Raw genomic sequence first — 18,588 nt, 5'->3', positions numbered from 1 at the left:
TGTGTTTTTTTGCGGGAAGATGGTAGAATTAGTTGTGAGTAAATTATGAAAAGAGGGACGCAAGTGAAAATCGCGATTTCTTCAGATCATGGCGGCAATAATCTTCGTCGTGAAATCATCAATCTGTTAGCAGAGCTTGGTGTAGAGTTTGTCGATTTTGGACCGGATTCAAATGAATCTGTCGATTACCCAGACTTTGCAGCACCTGTCGCAAATGGAGTAGCCTCGGGGAATTTCGACCGTGGCATTTTAATTTGTGGAACGGGAATTGGCATGTCCATCGCGGCGAACAAAGTAAAGGGCATCCGCTGTGCGCTTGTTCATGATGTTTTCAGCGCAAAAGCAACGAGAGAGCATAATGATACAAATATCCTAGCAATGGGTGAACGTGTCATCGGAGCAGGACATGCGAGAGAAATTGTTGCAACATGGCTAAACACATCGTTCGAAGGCGGACGCCACGAACGTCGTATTGAAAAAATAATGGAATTAGAAAACTGATAAAACCAGATGGAAAAGCAAGTATCTAATCGTACTTGAGCACCTAAATACCACAAGAAGGCGGGTGGAGAATAGTGGATGCTTTACACTTATGGCAACTCCAACTGGAACAACTATTAACAGAAATGGCTGAACAGGCAAGCCCTGTTGCGGGTACGTTATTCGTTATCGGTTGTTCAACCTCGGAAATTGCAGGCAGTCGAATTGGTACGTCTGGTGCACTCGAGATTGGAGAGGCGCTGTATAAGCCCTTGAAAGATTTTGCGGAGAAATATAAGCTCTATTTAGCCTTCCAAGGATGCGAGCATATCAATCGAGCGTTGACAATCGAACGTCGAGCAGCAGAAAAATTCAATCTTGACGCAGTCTCCGTTATTCCAGCGCAACATGCAGGTGGCTCGATGTCTACATATGCCTATCGTCAAATGGACGAGCCGGTCGTTGTAGAAGCCATTCGTGCAACCGCGGGAATTGACATTGGACAAACATTAATTGGAATGCATTTGAAGCCTGTCGCTGTTCCACTCCGAACATCAATTAGTAAAATTGGAGAGGCAGTCGTTACTGTAGCTACAACACGACCGAAGCTTATTGGTGGAGAGCGTGCAATATATATAATAGATGGAGAAGGGGAATGAAAAAATGGAATTGACAAATGTAAAACGTGAAGACGCAGCGGTATATGAAGCAATTATGGCGGAGAAAAACCGTCAAAATGCGAATATCGAGCTAATTGCATCAGAAAACTTTGTAACAGAAGCAGTTATGGAAGCACAAGGATCTTATTTGACAAATAAATACGCAGAAGGCTATCCGGGCAAACGTTATTACGGTGGCTGTGAGCATGTCGATGTCGTCGAAAATATTGCACGCGATCGCCTGAAAGAAATTTTCGGTGCGGCCTATGCAAACGTTCAGCCACACTCTGGTGCACAAGCGAATATGGCAGTTTACTTCGCAGTTCTTAAACCAGGCGACACTGTTCTAGGCATGAATCTTTCCCATGGCGGTCACTTGACACACGGTAGCCCAGTCAACTTCTCTGGTGAATTGTATAACTTTGTTGACTATGGTGTTGGCAAAGAGGATGAGTTAATTGACTATGAAGACGTTCGTCAAAAAGCACTTGAGCATAAACCGAAAATGATCGTAGCTGGTGCAAGTGCTTATCCACGCGAAATTGATTTTGCGAAATTCCGTGAAATCGCTGATGAAGTGGGAGCGTATCTATTTGTAGATATGGCGCATATCGCAGGACTCGTTGCAGTAGGCGAGCATCCAAATCCAGTACCACACGCACACTTTGTAACATCTACAACACATAAAACATTACGTGGGCCACGTGGTGGACTGATTTTGGTCAACGAAGAATTTGCTGAAGAATTTGGTCGCAAGCTCGACAAATCCATCTTCCCAGGCGTTCAAGGTGGACCATTGATGCACGTCATTGCGGCTAAAGCAGTTGCATTTGGTGAAGCCCTAAAACCGGAATTCAAAACATATATTCAGCAAGTTAAAAAGAATGCGAAAGCATTTGGTGAAGCACTAGTCGCTGAAGGTGTTGATATCGTTTCTGGTGGTACAGACAATCACCTTGTACTTTTGAACCTACGTTCACTAGGCATCACAGGTAAAATTGCAGAGCACGTCCTAGACGAAGTTGGAATTACGGTCAATAAAAACACAATTCCATACGACACGGAAAGCCCATTTGTCACATCTGGTATCCGTATCGGTACACCAGCTGTAACAACAAGAGGTTTTAAGGAAGAAGAAATGAAAGAAATTGCGTCTATCATTGCAAAACTTCTTAAAAACCACGAAGATGAAGACGTGAAAAAAGAAGCACGTCAACGTGTAACAGCATTGACAGATAAGTTCCCGCTCTACGCATAAGTAATATAATAGAATAAGCCGCTATCCTGTGATGGCGGCTTATTTTGTATAGGTATGTATTAAGCAATAGTGCCTATTTGAAAGACTTAGTCATATAGGGGGTAAAGGCGATGGGCAATCTTCAGGCAACTCATAAAGAGAAAAGAATCTTATTGGATTGGCTTCAAAGGTTTGGCAATCGTTTTCGCACGGGCTTTGTCGTACTAGATCCGAATAGCGGTGATAACAAGGTGGTATTTGCCAATGCGTTTTATATTGAAATGACAGGTTATACTGCTTCGGAGATTATTGGTAGTAACATAGGGTTCTTGCATGGCGAGGATACGGATATGGTTCAAATTGGTAAAGTTGCACAAGAAATAATGAGTGGACAATCGACCAAGGCAGAGGTGCTGAATTATAAAAAAGATGGTACACCTTTTTGGAATGAGCTAGTAATCCAACCGATTATCGACGAGCATGGCGATAATTTATACACAATAGCATTTTGCTCGGATACGACGGAGAGGAAGAAAGACGAAATTTTGCTCAAACTTCAGGAAGATATTTTTGCTGGCATTAATGAAAGTGAGCAACCGACAAGTCTTATCCAAAAAATTGCGAATGTCATCAAATCCTTCTTTTGGCAAGATGCGGCCTGTTCAATCTTGTTCAAGGAGAAAGAGGGAAATTGGTATACTGGTGCCGCAGACGACGTCTCACCTCATTTAATAGATAAGCTTCTGGAAGATGTCTATGACAAAACGCCCTTACCGAGTGAGTTGATTGTGCGAGAGGGGCAAGAAACGAGTTCTCTCGGTGAATTTTACTCCGAATTGTCAATTCCGATAATAGACAGCGATGGCGATGTGAGTGGGCTTGTGACAATCTTTAATAAGAAATCGATGAAGCCGACTGAAACGCAAATTCGCTTTTTGGAAAAGGTTATCCCGATTATTCAAACGACAAGAATTCACTATAGTCAGCAGGCTGAGTATTATCGGCTTGCCTTTACGAATCCAGAAACAGGGCTTCCGAATCGTCATGCATTTTTGAAGAAATTTGAAAAAAACCTGCGGGATGGACGCAATCATTTTGCAGCGATTATTGAGCCAGGTGAATATGGTCAAATTGTGGACTTGTACGGCGGAGAAGCAGCCGATGAGCTCTTCATTCAACTTAGCCAGCGTATTGAGCGAGTAGGGATTGGGAGGCCTAACTTTGTAGGACGTTTTGCAAGTGCGACGCTTGTTTTCACCAATGAGCCTTTGCCTGAGGATAATGGATATAACATTATTGAGCTCAACCATCTCGTTGCAAAACCTTTTATGATTGCGGGTCAGGAAATGTTTATCACCTTAAAAATCGGGGTTGCATTATTGGAAAATGACCTTAGTGGTGAGGATATACTCCGACGTGCTGATACGGCATTGACAGATGCAAAGAAGAAATCCGGAAATGCCATTTCCTTTTATAAGGATTTACAGTACGAGGAAACGAGAAAAGAAATGAAAATCTTCAATGAGCTATCGAAGGCACTATTAACCGATCAAATCGAAGTCTATTTACAGCCGCAGGTAGATTTAAAGGATGGTAGCATTATTTCTTTTGAAGCGTTAGCCCGTTGGTTCTCGCCTACACTCGGACAAGTGCCACCTTCTTTATTCATTCCAGCTGCTGAAAATATCGGTAGAATTATTGACTTAGAAATTCATATTTTATCGAAAGTAATGGAATGGCAACGCCAGCGGAAACAGGCTGGTGAAAGAATGTATCAGGTGGCTGTCAATATTTCTGCCCAGCATTTCTTTGCACCGACATTTGTGGAGGATCTACAAAAGCAGATTGCGACATACGACCTTTTACCAACTCATATTAAGCTTGAATTGACCGAGAGTATCGGCTTAACAGATATACTCAAAGCGAAATTGATATTCCTAGACCTGCATGAAGCGGGCTTTGAATTATCCGTAGATGATTTTGGTGTTGGATTTTCATCGTTAAGCTATTTACCCCAACTCCCATTAAGCGAATTAAAAATAGACCGTAGCTTTATCAATGCAATTGGTGAACCCGCTACGCTCGCAGTTGTTCGGACGATTATCCAACTGGCTAATAATTTGAACTTCTCAACAGTTGCAGAAGGAATTGAAGAAGAATGGCAAGGTGAAAAATTGCGTGAGTTGGGCTGTAAAGTGGGGCAAGGCTTTTACTACTACAAGCCAGTGCCTTTACTCGAAATAGACCGACTACTTGGTGAGAAATAAGATAATCAATGAGGTCTTGGCGTAATTGCGTCCGAATTTTGAATTGTGCCCACAGGACGTGGGTATGCAGTCGTTGCGACAGGACGTCGCGCCCTTAGACTGCCGGAAATTGACTCCCTTCAAAACTTATGGGTGTTTGACGTGCCTGAAGCAGCATGCTTCTGTTATAATGAACAGGACATTTTGAAAAGGGGCGAATATATATGCCGAAAGTACATGTTTTTGATCATCCACTAATCCAACACAAACTTACGTACATACGTGATACCAACACAGGAACAAAAGAATTCCGAGAGCTGGTTGATGAAGTAGCAACACTCATGGCATATGAAATTACACGTGAACTACCGCTTCAAGAAGTAGAAATCGAAACGCCTGTTTGTACGGCAAAATCGAAAGTACTTGCAGGAAAGAAACTGGGCATTGTGCCGATTCTGCGTGCAGGTATTGGGATGGTCGATGGAATTCTTAACCTCATTCCAGCAGCAAAAGTCGGGCATATCGGCTTGTACCGCGATCCTGAAACATTGCAACCAGTCGAATATTACGTGAAACTTCCTTCCGACGTATCGGTTCGCGATTTCATCCTTGTTGACCCGATGCTTGCAACGGGCGGATCTGCAATCGCAGCAGTCGATTCATTAAAAAGTCGTGGTGCAAAAAACATCACCTTCATGTGCCTGATTGCGGCACCGGAAGGCGTAAAAGCAATGACGGAAGCACATCCAGACGTCGACGTTTACATTGCTGCGCTTGATGAAAGACTTGATGAAAAAGGCTACATCGTACCAGGACTAGGCGATGCTGGAGATCGACTATTCGGTACAAAATGATAGGGAAGGCGTGAATGGTTTGAAGAAGAAATGGAAAGTGATGACGATTTTTGGTACGCGACCAGAAGCGATTAAGATGGCTCCGCTCGTGCTAGAACTACAAAAGCATTCGGATGATATTGAACCGATTGTAACAGTTACAGCGCAGCATCGCGAAATGCTTGACCAAGTACTAGAAACATTCGGCATCACACCTGATTTTGATTTGAATATCATGAAAGATCGACAAACGCTTGTAGACGTCGCAACGCGCGGATTAGAAGGACTCGATCGAATTATGAAAGAAGCACAGCCGGATATCGTGCTCGTTCACGGCGATACATCGACGACTTTCATAGGAAGTCTAGCCGCTTTCTACAACCGCATTGCAGTCGGGCATGTTGAAGCAGGGCTTCGTACATGGGACAAATACTCTCCATATCCAGAGGAGATGAACCGACAGCTAACAGGTGTTATCGCAGATCTTCATTTTTCACCGACAGAAAAGTCAGCTCGCAATTTAGTGAATGAAGGAAAACCAGAAGATCGTATTTATATAACGGGTAATACAGCAATTGATGCACTTCAGACAACTGTGCTCGAGGAATATTCGCACCCTGTTCTTGACAAAATTGGGACAGATAGGCTTATTCTACTCACGGCGCACCGTCGGGAAAACCTCGGTGAACCAATGCGCAATATGTTCCGTGCTATTAATCGCCTACTTGCGAAATACGATGATATTCAGGTCATTTACCCAGTTCACATGAATCCGGCAGTTCGCGAAGTAGCAGATGAGCTTCTTGGCAACAATAACCGCGTTCATTTAATCGAGCCGCTTGAAGTGGTTGACTTCCATAACTTTGCTGCACGCTCACATATTATTTTGACTGATTCAGGCGGTATCCAAGAAGAAGCACCATCTCTCGGCAAACCGGTCATCGTCTTGCGCGATACGACTGAACGTCCAGAAGGTATCGAAGCTGGAACACTGAAGCTGGCGGGTACTGATGAAGAAACAATCTTTACACTGACTGATACATTGCTTACCGACGAAGCGGAATATTCAAGAATGGCCAAAGCGTCCAACCCTTACGGAGACGGACATGCCTCTGAACGAATCGTCGAAGCACTGAAAGAGTATTTAACATCTATTGAAAAGTAAACGGATAAACGGCCGAGGCAACTCGGTCGTTTTTTTTCTACTGCTAGAAGTCTAGAACATCCGATTGTCTGACACTTGGATGTTCAGTTCGAGGTAGCTCAGTTCCACAAATAGGCGATCCAGTTCCCAAAACACCGACAATAAAGTGATCTTAGGGAAACCCCCTATTTATCTTGAATTCGAAAATCGCTGGACATATTACAACTGCATTGCAAATTTGTCGAATGTTTGACAAAACGAACACTTTGTGAAGAATTTCACGGGAATCAATTGACATCAATTTTCGCCTATTGTATGCTTACAAAGGGTAAGAATGATAGGGGTTTCTTATATATTTGTAGCAGCACAACATCTAGTGGTGCTAAGATACCGCTAGCATCCTATCTTAATTACGTTGAAAATGTAGGGATGCTCCTAGTTGTCAATCATAGACACGCTAGGCTCATCGGAGCATTCACCAAATGACCTACCTTTCGACGCTACTCGCACAACTTATTGGTTTTATCTTTTTTCAAAGTCTTTGCCCGTGTTTGGCTAAACTATGAGACAAGAGCCACCCCCGCTTTTCCGTGTGTTAGGCTTGTGACTATACATAAACGCATAGACACAAAGCACCGTACAATCCTAAAATATGAGTCAGGAGAATAACCTACCATGCAAACCTTGCAAGAAATTTATAGAAGGCAAAAAAGGGTTCTATTTTTTTGTCTAGCATTGTTCGTTCTAGGTTGGGGATTTACTGATTTTAAGACAGTTTTCGCAGGTTTAATACTAGGATCTCTGTTTGGATTGTATAATTTCTGGATCCTTATCCGTAAAATGGAGAGAATGGAACAGAAATTCTCAGAGGGTAAGCAAAGTTTATCACTTGGGACTGTGTTACGTTTTGCATCTGGTGTCGGTGCGGCAGCACTTGCGACCGCGATGCCAGAACATTTCGACCTGATCAGTACAGTTATCGGATTCGCGATACCTTACGTTCTCCTACTAGTGGAGAGGATCATCTACCACGCAAGACATCAATAAAGCTTTCTCATGAATGTGAAGCGATACGAAAGATTGATTTAATTTTGGGTGCTTAAGGGAGGTGAACGAAAAATGGAACATGGAAATCCGTTACGCACGGCTTTCGCGGGAACAGCATTCGAAATGACATTCAACCTATCTAACGTCCTAATGCTCTTCATCACATGTCTGATTGTATTCCTCATCGCGTTTTTCGCTACACGTAGTTTGCAGCTAAAGCCGACAGGAATGCAAAATTTCTTTGAATGGGTTATGGATTTCGTCAAAGGGATTATCAAAAGTAACATGGATTGGAAAACGGGTGGGCGATTCCACATATTAGGAATCACACTTATCATGTTTCTCTTTGTAGCGAACGTACTAGGACTTCCAATGGCAATCTATTGGAAAGGGGACCTGTGGTGGAAATCACCGACAGCTGACCCTGTAGTGACATTGACACTGGCAAGTACGGTCATTGTTCTTACACACTATTACGGTATTAAGATGACAGGTCTGAAAGAATATGGAAAAGGCTACCTTAAGCCGCTCCCTTTCCTTGCACCGCTTAAAGTAGTGGAGGAATTTGCAAATACGTTGACACTCGGTCTGCGTCTTTATGGTAACATCTATGCCGGTGAAGTTCTTCTTGGCCTATTGGCTGGACTTGCAACATCAGGTATACTCGGGTTGTTTGGAGCAGTTGTTCCATCGCTTGCTTGGATGGGCTTCTCGATTTTCGTCGGGGGGATCCAGTCATTTATCTTCGTTATGTTGTCGATGGTTTACATGTCACATAAAGTGGCAACAGACCATTAAGCATATAATGCTCGTTTAAACGAGCGACAAAACAAAAAACAGGAATTCTTAGGAGGAAACAATAATGGTAGGATCAGTTGGTCTATTAGCAGCAGCAATCGCAATCGGTTTAGGAGCACTAGGAGCAGGTCTTGGTGCAGGTCTTGTTGTATCACGCACACAAGAAGGAATTGCACGTCAACCAGAAGCACGCGGTATTCTTCAAACAAACATGTTCGTCGGTGTTGCACTTGTTGAGGTTGTTCCGATTTTCGCAGCAGTTATTGCATTTATCGTAATGAACAAATAAGTAATACGCTACAGAGTAATGACATTCATTTCTCTGCGAGAATTGAATTCAATGGCGAAGAACATACTATGTAGTCCTTCGCCATTCATTTATGTAAATAAAGAAAGTATCTATACTTAAAAAAGATATAAGCTCTTGAAGGGAGTGAAACAATCGTGTTTTTGGATACCTTCGCCCTATTGGCAGCTGATGGTGGAGCTGCTAGTGGATTGGCAAAATTAAATAACCCAAATGGTCTTAACCTTGGCGATATTATCGTTACGGTGGCATTTTTCACGATACTCATGTTACTTCTGAAGAAGTTTGCATGGGGACCACTAATGGGCATTATGGATCAACGGGCTCAATTGATTTCAAATGAAATCGAAGCAGCTGAAAAAAGTCGCTTGGAATCGCAAAAACTTCTTGAAGAACAACGTGAGTTGCTAAAAGAAGCACGTGAAAACGCCCAATCGATTGTTGAAAACGCTCGTAAGCAAGGCGAGACACAGCGTGATGAGCTAATCATTACTGCACGTGCAGAAGCCAACCGCATGAAAGAAGCGGCGGTGCTTGAAATTGCGACAGAAAAGGACAAAGCTGTTGCAGCAGTCCGCGAAGAATTCGTATCACTTTCCATCCTTGCAGCGTCTAAAGTGCTTGGGAAAGAAATTTCCGAAGAGGATAACCGCGCATTGATTGAAGAGACGATTGCGAAGGCAGGCGAGGGTCGATGAGCCAATCGATTGCAGCAAAACGCTACGCACTTGCCCTATTCGAACTCGCACAACAAAATGGACAAATCACTTCAATTCAAGAAGAACTTCAAGAATTGAAAAAGGTTTTCCAAGACAATAAAGGACTTGGGCAATTGCTTGAGTCACCTAAATTACCATTGGCAAAAAAGAAGGAACTGCTTACAGACCTATTCAAGGGAGCAAATCAGCTTATTTTGAATACATTGAACGTCCTGCTTGACGGGAAACGCATGAACGAAGTGATTCACTTTGTCGATGAGTTCAACACATTTGCAAATGATTCAGCGGGTGTCGCTGAAGCTACGGTGTATTCTACACTGCCGCTTTCGGATGAAATCAGTCAATCTATTTCAAATGCGTTCGCACAAAAGGTTGGTAAACAATCCTTGAAAATTGATAACATCATCGATCCAGCGCTAATTGGTGGCGTACGTCTCCAAATTGGCAATCAGATTTACGACAGCAGCGTAAGCGCGAAGCTTGAACGTCTGAAACGGGATCTTATCGGATCATAAAACTGAAATTTGAGGGGTGACATGCATGAGCATCAAAGCTGAAGAAATCAGCGTTCTCATAAAACAGCAGATTGAAAATTATCAGTCTGAGTTGAAAGTGAGCGAAGTAGGTACAGTTATTAAAATTGGTGACGGTATCGCACTAGCTCATGGCCTCGACAACGTCATGGCCGGAGAACTTCTTGAGTTCTCTACAGGTGTTCTAGGTATGGCGCAAAACTTGGAAGCGAACAACGTTGGTATCGTTATCCTTGGCCCATACACAGACATTAAAGAAGGCGATGAAGTACGTCGTACAGGTCGTATTATGGAAGTACCAGTTGGTCAAGAACTAATTGGACGCGTTGTCAATCCACTGGGACAACCAGTTGATGGACTAGGTCCGATTGCAACAACAAAATCACGTCCAATTGAAAGTCCTGCACAAGGGGTAATGGCGCGTAAATCCGTTCATGAACCACTTCAAACAGGCATTAAAGCGATTGATGCACTAGTTCCAATCGGTCGTGGACAGCGTGAATTGATCATCGGTGACCGTCAAACAGGTAAAACTACTGTTGCCATCGATACAATTTTGAACCAAGCTGACCAAGATATGATTTGTATCTACGTTGCAATTGGTCAAAAAGAATCGACTGTTCGTGGTGTTGTTGAAACATTACGTAAAAACGGTGCACTTGACTACACAATCGTTGTAACAGCTTCTGCTTCACAACCAGCTCCACTACTATTCCTTGCACCTTATGCAGGTATAACAATGGCTGAGGAATTCATGTTTGACGGTAAGCACGTGCTAATCGTTTATGATGACCTATCAAAACAAGCAGCAGCATACCGCGAACTGTCCTTGCTACTTCGTCGTCCTCCGGGTCGTGAAGCTTATCCTGGTGACGTCTTCTATCTTCACTCCCGCCTTCTTGAGCGTGCAGCGAAGTTGAACGATACACTTGGTGCAGGTTCAATTACAGCATTGCCATTCGTTGAAACACAAGCAGGGGATATCTCCGCTTATATTCCAACAAACGTAATTTCAATTACAGACGGTCAAATCTTCCTTCAGTCTGACCTATTCTTCTCGGGTGTACGTCCGGCCATTAACCCTGGTCTTTCCGTATCACGCGTAGGTGGTTCAGCACAGATTAAAGCAATGAAAAAAGTTGCGGGAACATTACGTCTTGACCTTGCAGCATTCCGTGAGCTAGAAGCATTCTCACAATTCGGTTCTAACCTTGATGCTGCAACACAAGCTAAGCTAGATCGTGGTGTACGTACAGTTGAAATCTTGAAGCAAGATTTGAACAAACCATTCAAAGTCGAACAACAAGTTGTCGTTCTTTACGCATTAACGCGTGGACATCTTGACGATGTTCCAGTCAAAGACATCTTACGTTTCGAAAGCGAAATGCTAAGCTGGCTTGAAACGAACCACACTGACGTATATGATCATATTCGCAAGACAAAGGATCTTCCAGCGGACGACGTAATGGTAGCAGCAATTACAGAGTTCAAGAAAAACTTCGTCTCAGTAGAATAAGTAAGGAAGGATGTAGTTCAATCCTTCTCCAAGGAAACGTATTTGACAACAACGCCAAAACGATTCTTGATCTAAAGGTGGTTGTTCACAAAAGGTTGGACATTCAACGGACTTTTTGAACACCCCTAAAAAACGATAAGGTGGTGAAATGTCAGTGGCATCATTACGCGATATAGAAAACCGTATTAAATCGACGAAGAAAACAAGTCAAATTACCAAAGCGATGCAAATGGTCTCCGCTTCCAAATTAACGCGTGCAGAGAACAACGCTTTAGCGTTTGTTCCTTACATGGAGAAAATTCAAGAAGTTGTAGGCGCTATTGCTGCGGGTACAAGTGACTCGGGTCACCCAATGCTCGTTTCTCGTCCTGTTAAAAAGACGGGTTACATCGTAATTACTTCGGATCGTGGACTCGTAGGAGGCTATAATGCCAACATCCTACGCACGGTTAAAAATGCAATCGAAAAACGTCATGCGTCGAAAGACGAAGTGATGATTATTGCGATCGGGCGGAAAGGTCTTGAATTTTTCCAACGTCTTGATTTCAATATTGTCGAAAGCCTCGAAGGAGTTAGTGATCACCCATCATTCAACGAAATAAAAGAAGTCGCTAATCGAGCTGTTGGCATGTTCACAGAAGGCGCGTATGATGAAGTGTATTTGTATTACAACCACTTCGTCTCCGCCATCTCAAGTGAAGTGACGGAAAAGAAATTGCTTCCGCTCACAGACGTCATATCGGCATCGGCAACGACTTCCTATGAGTTTGAGCCTTCAGGCGAAAAAATTCTTGAAGTGCTTCTCCCTCAATATGCAGAAAGTCTTATTTTCGGTGCATTGATTGACGGCAAGGCAAGTGAACATGCTTCAAGTATGACAGCAATGAAAACTGCATCTGATAATGCAGCTGACTTAATAGATTCTTTAACACTTTCATTCAACCGTGCACGACAAGCCGCGATTACGCAACAAATTACAGAAATCGTCGGTGGCGTTGCAGCTCTCGAGTAAAAGGGCTGATACTGTACGGCAAAAGTAAGACAGGAGGGAAAAGTATGAATAAAGGACATGTACTTCAAGTAATGGGTCCGGTTGTTGACGTTAAGTTTGAAAACGGTCAACTTCCTGGAATCTATAACGCATTGAAGGTCCAGATTAATCGTCCAAACACTGAGCCTGAAACGTTGACACTTGAGGTCGCGCTTCACCTTGGGGACGATACAGTACGTACAATTGCAATGTCATCAACAGATGGTTTACAACGTGGTTCAGTCGTAGACGATATGGGTTCTGCGATTTCAGTTCCAGTAGGTGACGTAACACTAGGACGTGTATTTAACGTACTTGGGGAAATTATTGACCTTGGTGAGGAAATTCCGGCAACAGACCGTCGCGACCCAATTCACCGTCTTGCTCCAGTATTTGAAAACCTTTCAACAGAAGTTGAAATCCTAGAAACGGGTATTAAAGTTGTTGACTTACTTGCTCCATACATCAAAGGTGGTAAAATTGGCCTCTTCGGTGGTGCGGGTGTAGGTAAAACAGTTCTGATCCAAGAACTAATCAATAACATTGCACAAGAACACGGTGGTATTTCGGTATTCGCTGGTGTTGGAGAGCGTACGCGTGAAGGAAATGACTTGTTCTATGAAATGACAGATTCTGGCGTTATCAACAAAACGGCAATGGTATTCGGTCAAATGAACGAGCCACCTGGCGCACGTATGCGTGTTGCTCTAACAGGTTTGACAATGGCAGAATATTTCCGTGACGAAAAAGGCGCGGACGTTCTTCTGTTCATCGATAACATCTTCCGCTTCACACAAGCGGGTTCTGAAGTATCAGCACTACTTGGTCGTATGCCATCAGCAGTTGGTTACCAGCCGACACTAGCAACGGAAATGGGTCAGCTTCAAGAGCGTATCACATCGACAAACGTCGGTTCTGTTACATCTATCCAAGCGATCTATGTTCCTGCGGATGACTATACGGATCCAGCTCCAGCAACGACGTTTGCTCACCTTGATGCAACGACAAACCTTGAGCGTAAACTTTCTGAAATGGGTATTTACCCAGCGGTTGACCCACTTGCTTCAACTTCACGCGCACTAAGCCCAAGCATCATTGGCGAAGAGCATTATGAGGTTGCACGTCAAGTACAACAGACGCTTCAGCGTTACCGTGAGCTTCAGGATATCATCGCGATTCTTGGTATGGATGAGCTTGGCGAAGAAGACAAATTGGTAGTAGGACGCGCGCGTCGTATCCAATTCTTCTTGTCACAGAACTTCCACGTAGCAGAGCAGTTCACAGGACAGAAGGGTTCTTATGTGCCTGTAGCTGAAACAGTTAAAGGCTTCAGCGAAATCCTTGAAGGTCGCTATGATCATCTTCCGGAAGATGCATTCCGACTTGTTGGACGCATCGAGGAAGTTATCGAAAAAGCAAAAGCAATGGGCGTAGAAGTTTAATTTAACTCTTTAGGAATTAAATTAAAGCCTCCGGCGGATGCGACAGATTTTTCAAGGGAGTTAGTGAGCCCTGCTCGATAAAATCTGCGCCAAATTCGCCAAGGCGAATTTGAATTAAGCGACCAGGAGGGGAAAAAATGAAGACAATTAAAGTCAATATCGTCACTCCCGACGGCCCTGTTTGTGAAACGGATGCGAATGTAGTCATCGCGGTTACTGAAACAGGTGAAATCGGGATCCTTCCCGGCCACATTGCGATGGTAGCACCACTTCAAATTGGTGCACTTCGCCTGAAGAAGGATGACGCGACAGAACATATAGCGGTACATGGTGGTTTTCTTGAAGTCCGTCCCGATGTTGTTACTGTCCTAGCACAAAGTGCAGAAATGGCTTCATCTATCGATATTGCTCGTGCACAAGCTGCGGCAAAACGTGCAGAAGATACATTGCGCGCCGATCAAGATGAAAGTAATTACAAATTGGCGGAACTTGAACTGAAGCGTGCCCTCACTCGTATCGATGTATACGAAACAAGAAAAAAATGAGTTGTTGATGATGGCGGGCAGAGGAATAAGTTTCTTCTGTCCGCCTTTTATCGCGTTTACAGGAGGCTGAAGCATGACCAATATGATGGCATTTCAACCCTTGCTCGCAATTGTGTCACATATTTTTTTCATCGGTATCACTTTTTTTGCATTACAGGCAATTATGCCGGAAAAAATAATTAAAAAGAATCATGTGATGCAAGCGCAGCTTTTGTTTATTTTACTTAGCATTGCTATCGGTTCGTCCGTATCAAATTTCTTTTTGGAGATATCCTATTGGTCAGGAAGGCTCCCATTTATGTTCAAGTAACTTTTTAATGAGACAAGAATAATTATCCAATTTGAACGACAATGTAAAATAATCCATGTTATCGCCGCGTATATGACAACTATCGCAAGAAATAGTGCATATACGGGGCGATGGCATGAAATTGACCATTCGTTGTTATGACACAAAACGTCAAAACTATACATAGTATAGACTACTTAGTAGTAGGTTCAGAAAATAGCCCTGACGCCGCTTGTTTATTGGGCGTAGGCAATGTAAAATAGGATATGTTTTTACGGTAAATGTCTAATAAGAAAAATGTAGATAAATGTCTATAATATGTATGGCTACAACTTAGGAGTCGGAGGGACTTACTTTGGATAAAATTATTATCAATGGTGGACGTGTTCTTAGAGGAAATGTCCGGGTGGAAGGTGCTAAAAATGCAGTATTGCCAATACTCGCAGCTGCATTACTTGCATCAGAGGGATCAAATATTATACGTGATGTGCCGAATCTTTCAGATGTCGGAACGATTAATGAAGTACTCAAAAGTTTGAATGCGAAAGTGGAGCATTTCCCAGAAAAAGATCAAGTGATTATCGACTCAACTGGCACGCTATCGGATGAGGCGCAATTTGAATATGTGCGTAAAATGCGTGCTTCGATTCTCGTCATGGGGCCACTTTTGGCGCGTAATGGTTACGCGAGAGTTGCTCTTCCAGGTGGCTGTGCAATAGGCTCACGTCCAATTGATCAGCATTTAAAAGGCTTCGAAGCAATGGGAGCTGAAATTACATTCGGTCATGGACATGTTGAGGCGAGAGCACAAGGTGGTTTGAAAGGCGCTAAAATTTACCTCGATTTTCCGAGTGTAGGGGCGACTGAAAATATTATTACAGCTGCCGCTTTAGCAAAAGGCACAACAATCATTGAAAACGCAGCAAAGGAACCTGAAATAGTAGACCTTGCGAACTTTATCAATGAAATGGGTGGAAAAGTTGTTGGGGCTGGTACGGACACAATTCGAATTGAAGGTGTAGCGAAATTATTCGGCACAACGCATCACATTATACCCGATCGTATTGAAACGGGTACATTCATGGTGGCAGCGGCCATTACAGGTGGCGACGTCATTATTGACAACGCTGTTCCTGAGCATAATGCTGCGCTAATTTCCAAATTAGGCGAAATGGGTGTCGTTATCACAGAGCTAGACGAAGGTGTGCGTGTCACAGCCCAGTTACCATTGAAATCTGTTGACTTAAAGACAATGCCACATCCTGGCTTCCCAACAGATATGCAATCCCAAATGATGGCATTGATGTTAACAGCATCAGGTACGGGTGTTTTAACTGAAACTGTTTTCGAAAACCGTTTCATGCATGTCGAAGAATTCCGTCGTATGAATGGATCCGTTAAAATTGAAGGCAGATCCGTTATCATTACGGGCCCATCTGAATTACAAGGAGCAGAAGTAGCAGCGACTGATCTTCGTGCAGCAGCAGCGCTTATTTTAGCCGGCCTTGTAGCAGAAGGGGTTACACGTGTCACTGAGTTATCGCATCTGGATCGTGGCTACGTCAATTTCCACGGTAAGCTTGCAGCACTCGGAGCAGATATCGTCCGCGTTTCACCAGAAATGCAAACTGAAAAAACAGCACAACTCGCTTAACGATAAAGTGCATCCCAAAAGACTGTAGACACCATCTACAGTCTTTTTTACTTGTTCCATACCTCACGTCTTAAAAAAGGATGCATAAACCTCGCACGACCTCATATACTTAATCATGGACAAACTACTAGCCGTATTATTCATCATACTCTTATTTTTTATCCCTGTTTTGTTAAAACAACCACCGGATACGAGCAGCAAAATCGAGGAAACTGAAGAAAAACTTTGCCCGATTATGATTACAGTAGCGGGTATGGACAAGTCCATTACATTGGAAGAGTACGTTGTTGGAGTAGTTGCCGGTGAAATGCCCGCTACTTTTCAGCAGGAAGCACTGAAGGCTCAAGCAATTGCAGCACGGACCTACGCACTCCGAACGACAAATTACGGTGAAAAACCAATCGCAGCGGACGTATCCGCCCAAGTTTATTCCAGTGAAGCGCAGCGTAAAAAGCGCTGGGAGAAAGAATTTAAGAACAACGAAAGAAAAGTGCGTGCAGCCGTAGAAGCCACAGCAGGGGATACGCTTGTCTATGGTGAAGAAATGATATCGGCCATGTTTTTTTCTACATCTAATGGTAAAACTGAAACTGCACAAAACTTCAGTGGCAATGATATTCCCTATTTACAAAGTGTGGACAGTCCTGGGGAGGAGGACGTGGCGCCAAAAGTGGAACGCGAATCGAAGATGGAGCTAGCTGAATGGAATGATAAAATAGGTAGTCAATGGGGTGCCGAGCGTTTTAAATCATTACAGCTTGTTAGAAACCCAACCGGACGAGTTCAAAAGGTTGTGGCTTCTAATTTCGAGATGAGTGGCCGAGAAATGCGGGATTTATTGGGGCTTGCATCGACAGATTTCGATATCGCCTACGACGTCACGAACGAAATTGTGCATATGACAACAATCGGTTATGGCCATGGCGTAGGAATGAGCCAATACGGGGCAGAGGCATATGCTCAGAAAGGATGGAAGGCGGAAGACATTCTTTTACACTATTACAGCGGCGCACAAATAAAAAAGTTCACATTAGTTGATTCCAAATGTTTAAAAACTCCTTCACTTGCAAACAATAGCGAGTGAGGTGATGACAATGCGAGAAGAAAAACCGAAAGCCCCTTCTCAGAAGAACAAAAGTGCAAAGACAAAAAGTTGGTTTTGGCCTATAGTCTATTCCGGTATCGCAATCGTCTTCGTCGGCATGATCTGGGGTTATAATGCATTCATGACGGAAGATTCCCCGGGGCTGGCAGACGTTGCAGGAAAGGACGCAAAAGATTCGCCAATTGTGGAGACTAACGCAGCAAATGAAAAACTAAAATATCCATTTGCCGAAGAACTCTATGACGACGTGGTCATTGTACAAGATTTTTACGACCCAGAAGCGGACGCTGCTACACGCGAAAATGCCCTGCTCGTATTCGATCAAGAATATGTGACCAATACTGGCGTAATGATTTCCATTCAAGGCAAGCCATTCGGAGTGGTCGCAGCACTTAGCGGCAAAGTAGAAGAAGTTGTGAACGACCCATTCATGGGTGACGCAATCATCCTATCCCACGCAAACGGACTGACGACCATTTACAGTTCAGTCACAGCGATCCAAGTCAAACCAGGTGAGGAAGTAAGCCAAGGTCAGGCGCTCGCCACAACTTCAGAGAATGAATGGAATACAGTAGCAGGAGTCCATTTACAGTTTGAAGTACAAAAAGATGGCGTAGCCGTCAACCCACGTTCCTACCTAGCTTTCTGACTTTTACCCACCAGCGCCAGTTACTCGCATAATTCACGCTTGTTGAATTGTGATAGTAGTTGGTGCTTTTTCATTGGTTGGAGCCTTTTGGGTAAATGGTTGGACGCTTCTGCAGAATGGTTGCATACTCTCGCCTTCGTTGGACACTTTGCCCAAACGGTTGCACACTCGGCAAGAATGGTTGGAGGCTTCGCGATAATGGTTGTACACTCCAGCCTTAGTTGGACACTTTGCCCAAATGGTTGCACACTCGGCAAGAATGGTTGGACGCTTCGCGATAATGGTTGTACACTCCTGCCTTTGTTGGACACTTTGCCCAAATGGTTGCACACTTTGCAAGAATGGTTGGAGACTT

Annotated in this window: 20 protein-coding genes; all 20 read left to right on the top strand. The window is 43.6% G+C overall.

Features of this window, described 5'->3' with window-relative positions:
• Positions 1 to 63 precede the first annotated feature (63 nt).
• On the top strand, positions 64 to 501 hold the full coding sequence (gene rpiB / locus R2B77_RS12315; protein WP_322555711.1) for a ribose 5-phosphate isomerase B: 438 nt from the start codon (positions 64 to 66) through the stop codon (positions 499 to 501).
• A 74-nt stretch (positions 502 to 575) separates the two neighbouring features.
• Positions 576 to 1,139, top strand: a complete 564-nt coding sequence (locus R2B77_RS12310; protein ID WP_203248449.1) for a TIGR01440 family protein — start codon at positions 576 to 578, stop codon at positions 1,137 to 1,139.
• 4 nt (positions 1,140 to 1,143) lie between these two features.
• A complete protein-coding gene (glyA, locus tag R2B77_RS12305) occupies positions 1,144 to 2,397 on the top strand; it encodes a serine hydroxymethyltransferase (protein ID WP_322555710.1) in 1,254 nt (417 codons plus the stop codon).
• Positions 2,398 to 2,507: 110 nt separating this feature from the next.
• Entirely contained in the window at positions 2,508 to 4,643 is a 2,136-nt protein-coding gene (locus R2B77_RS12300) for an EAL domain-containing protein (protein WP_203248450.1), read from the top strand.
• 203 nt (positions 4,644 to 4,846) lie between these two features.
• The gene (gene upp / locus R2B77_RS12295) at positions 4,847 to 5,476 is read left to right on the top strand and encodes a uracil phosphoribosyltransferase (RefSeq protein ID WP_203248451.1); all 630 of its coding nucleotides are present in this window, start codon (positions 4,847 to 4,849) and stop codon (positions 5,474 to 5,476) included.
• Positions 5,477 to 5,495: 19 nt separating this feature from the next.
• Positions 5,496 to 6,620, top strand: coding sequence for a non-hydrolyzing UDP-N-acetylglucosamine 2-epimerase (wecB, locus tag R2B77_RS12290; protein ID WP_322555709.1), 1,125 nt, complete (start codon positions 5,496 to 5,498; stop codon positions 6,618 to 6,620).
• Positions 6,621 to 7,274: 654 nt separating this feature from the next.
• Entirely contained in the window at positions 7,275 to 7,646 is a 372-nt protein-coding gene (locus R2B77_RS12285; protein ID WP_203248453.1) for an ATP synthase subunit I, read from the top strand.
• A 72-nt stretch (positions 7,647 to 7,718) separates the two neighbouring features.
• A complete protein-coding gene (gene atpB, locus R2B77_RS12280; protein WP_203248454.1) occupies positions 7,719 to 8,444 on the top strand; it encodes a F0F1 ATP synthase subunit A in 726 nt (241 codons plus the stop codon).
• A gap of 64 nt (positions 8,445 to 8,508) precedes the next feature.
• Positions 8,509 to 8,733 carry a F0F1 ATP synthase subunit C gene (gene atpE / locus R2B77_RS12275; RefSeq protein WP_203248455.1) on the top strand — a complete coding sequence of 75 codons (225 nt, stop codon included), beginning with the start codon at positions 8,509 to 8,511 and terminating at the stop codon, positions 8,731 to 8,733.
• Positions 8,734 to 8,888: 155 nt separating this feature from the next.
• Positions 8,889 to 9,449: a F0F1 ATP synthase subunit B gene (atpF, locus tag R2B77_RS12270; protein WP_203248456.1), complete on the top strand. Its 561-nt coding sequence runs from the start codon at positions 8,889 to 8,891 to the stop codon at positions 9,447 to 9,449.
• Positions 9,446 to 9,985, top strand: a complete 540-nt coding sequence (locus R2B77_RS12265) for a F0F1 ATP synthase subunit delta (protein WP_203248457.1) — start codon at positions 9,446 to 9,448, stop codon at positions 9,983 to 9,985. The genes atpF and R2B77_RS12265 overlap by 4 nt, the downstream gene beginning before the upstream one ends.
• 25 nt (positions 9,986 to 10,010) lie before the next feature.
• Positions 10,011 to 11,519 carry a F0F1 ATP synthase subunit alpha gene (atpA, locus tag R2B77_RS12260; RefSeq protein ID WP_203248458.1) on the top strand — a complete coding sequence of 503 codons (1,509 nt, stop codon included), beginning with the start codon at positions 10,011 to 10,013 and terminating at the stop codon, positions 11,517 to 11,519.
• A 154-nt stretch (positions 11,520 to 11,673) separates the two neighbouring features.
• A complete protein-coding gene (gene atpG, locus R2B77_RS12255; protein ID WP_203248459.1) occupies positions 11,674 to 12,531 on the top strand; it encodes an ATP synthase F1 subunit gamma in 858 nt (285 codons plus the stop codon).
• A gap of 44 nt (positions 12,532 to 12,575) precedes the next feature.
• Entirely contained in the window at positions 12,576 to 13,991 is a 1,416-nt protein-coding gene (gene atpD / locus R2B77_RS12250) for a F0F1 ATP synthase subunit beta (protein WP_203248460.1), read from the top strand.
• Positions 13,992 to 14,128: 137 nt separating this feature from the next.
• A complete protein-coding gene (locus R2B77_RS12245) occupies positions 14,129 to 14,536 on the top strand; it encodes a F0F1 ATP synthase subunit epsilon (RefSeq protein ID WP_203248461.1) in 408 nt (135 codons plus the stop codon).
• Between the two features lie 73 nt (positions 14,537 to 14,609).
• Positions 14,610 to 14,846, top strand: a complete 237-nt coding sequence (locus tag R2B77_RS12240) for a DUF1146 family protein (RefSeq protein ID WP_203248462.1) — start codon at positions 14,610 to 14,612, stop codon at positions 14,844 to 14,846.
• Between the two features lie 334 nt (positions 14,847 to 15,180).
• Positions 15,181 to 16,479 (top strand): UDP-N-acetylglucosamine 1-carboxyvinyltransferase, encoded by a 1,299-nt coding sequence (gene murA, locus R2B77_RS12235; RefSeq protein WP_203248463.1) that lies wholly within the window; start codon positions 15,181 to 15,183, stop codon positions 16,477 to 16,479.
• Positions 16,480 to 16,594: 115 nt separating this feature from the next.
• A complete protein-coding gene (gene spoIID, locus R2B77_RS12230; protein ID WP_203248464.1) occupies positions 16,595 to 17,563 on the top strand; it encodes a stage II sporulation protein D in 969 nt (322 codons plus the stop codon).
• Positions 17,564 to 17,573: 10 nt separating this feature from the next.
• Positions 17,574 to 18,233, top strand: a complete 660-nt coding sequence (locus R2B77_RS12225; protein ID WP_203248465.1) for a peptidoglycan DD-metalloendopeptidase family protein — start codon at positions 17,574 to 17,576, stop codon at positions 18,231 to 18,233.
• 87 nt (positions 18,234 to 18,320) lie between these two features.
• The coding region (locus R2B77_RS12220; RefSeq protein WP_322555708.1) for a hypothetical protein at positions 18,321 to 18,588 on the top strand (268 nt) is incomplete at its 3' end.

The sequence above is a fragment of the Sporosarcina beigongshangi genome, assembly GCF_033485195.1.
Taxonomy (GTDB): Bacteria; Bacillota; Bacilli; order Bacillales_A; family Planococcaceae; genus Sporosarcina; species Sporosarcina beigongshangi.
The sequence above is the reverse complement of the archived record's forward strand: the minus strand, read 5'-3'. Positions and strand labels throughout refer to the sequence as shown.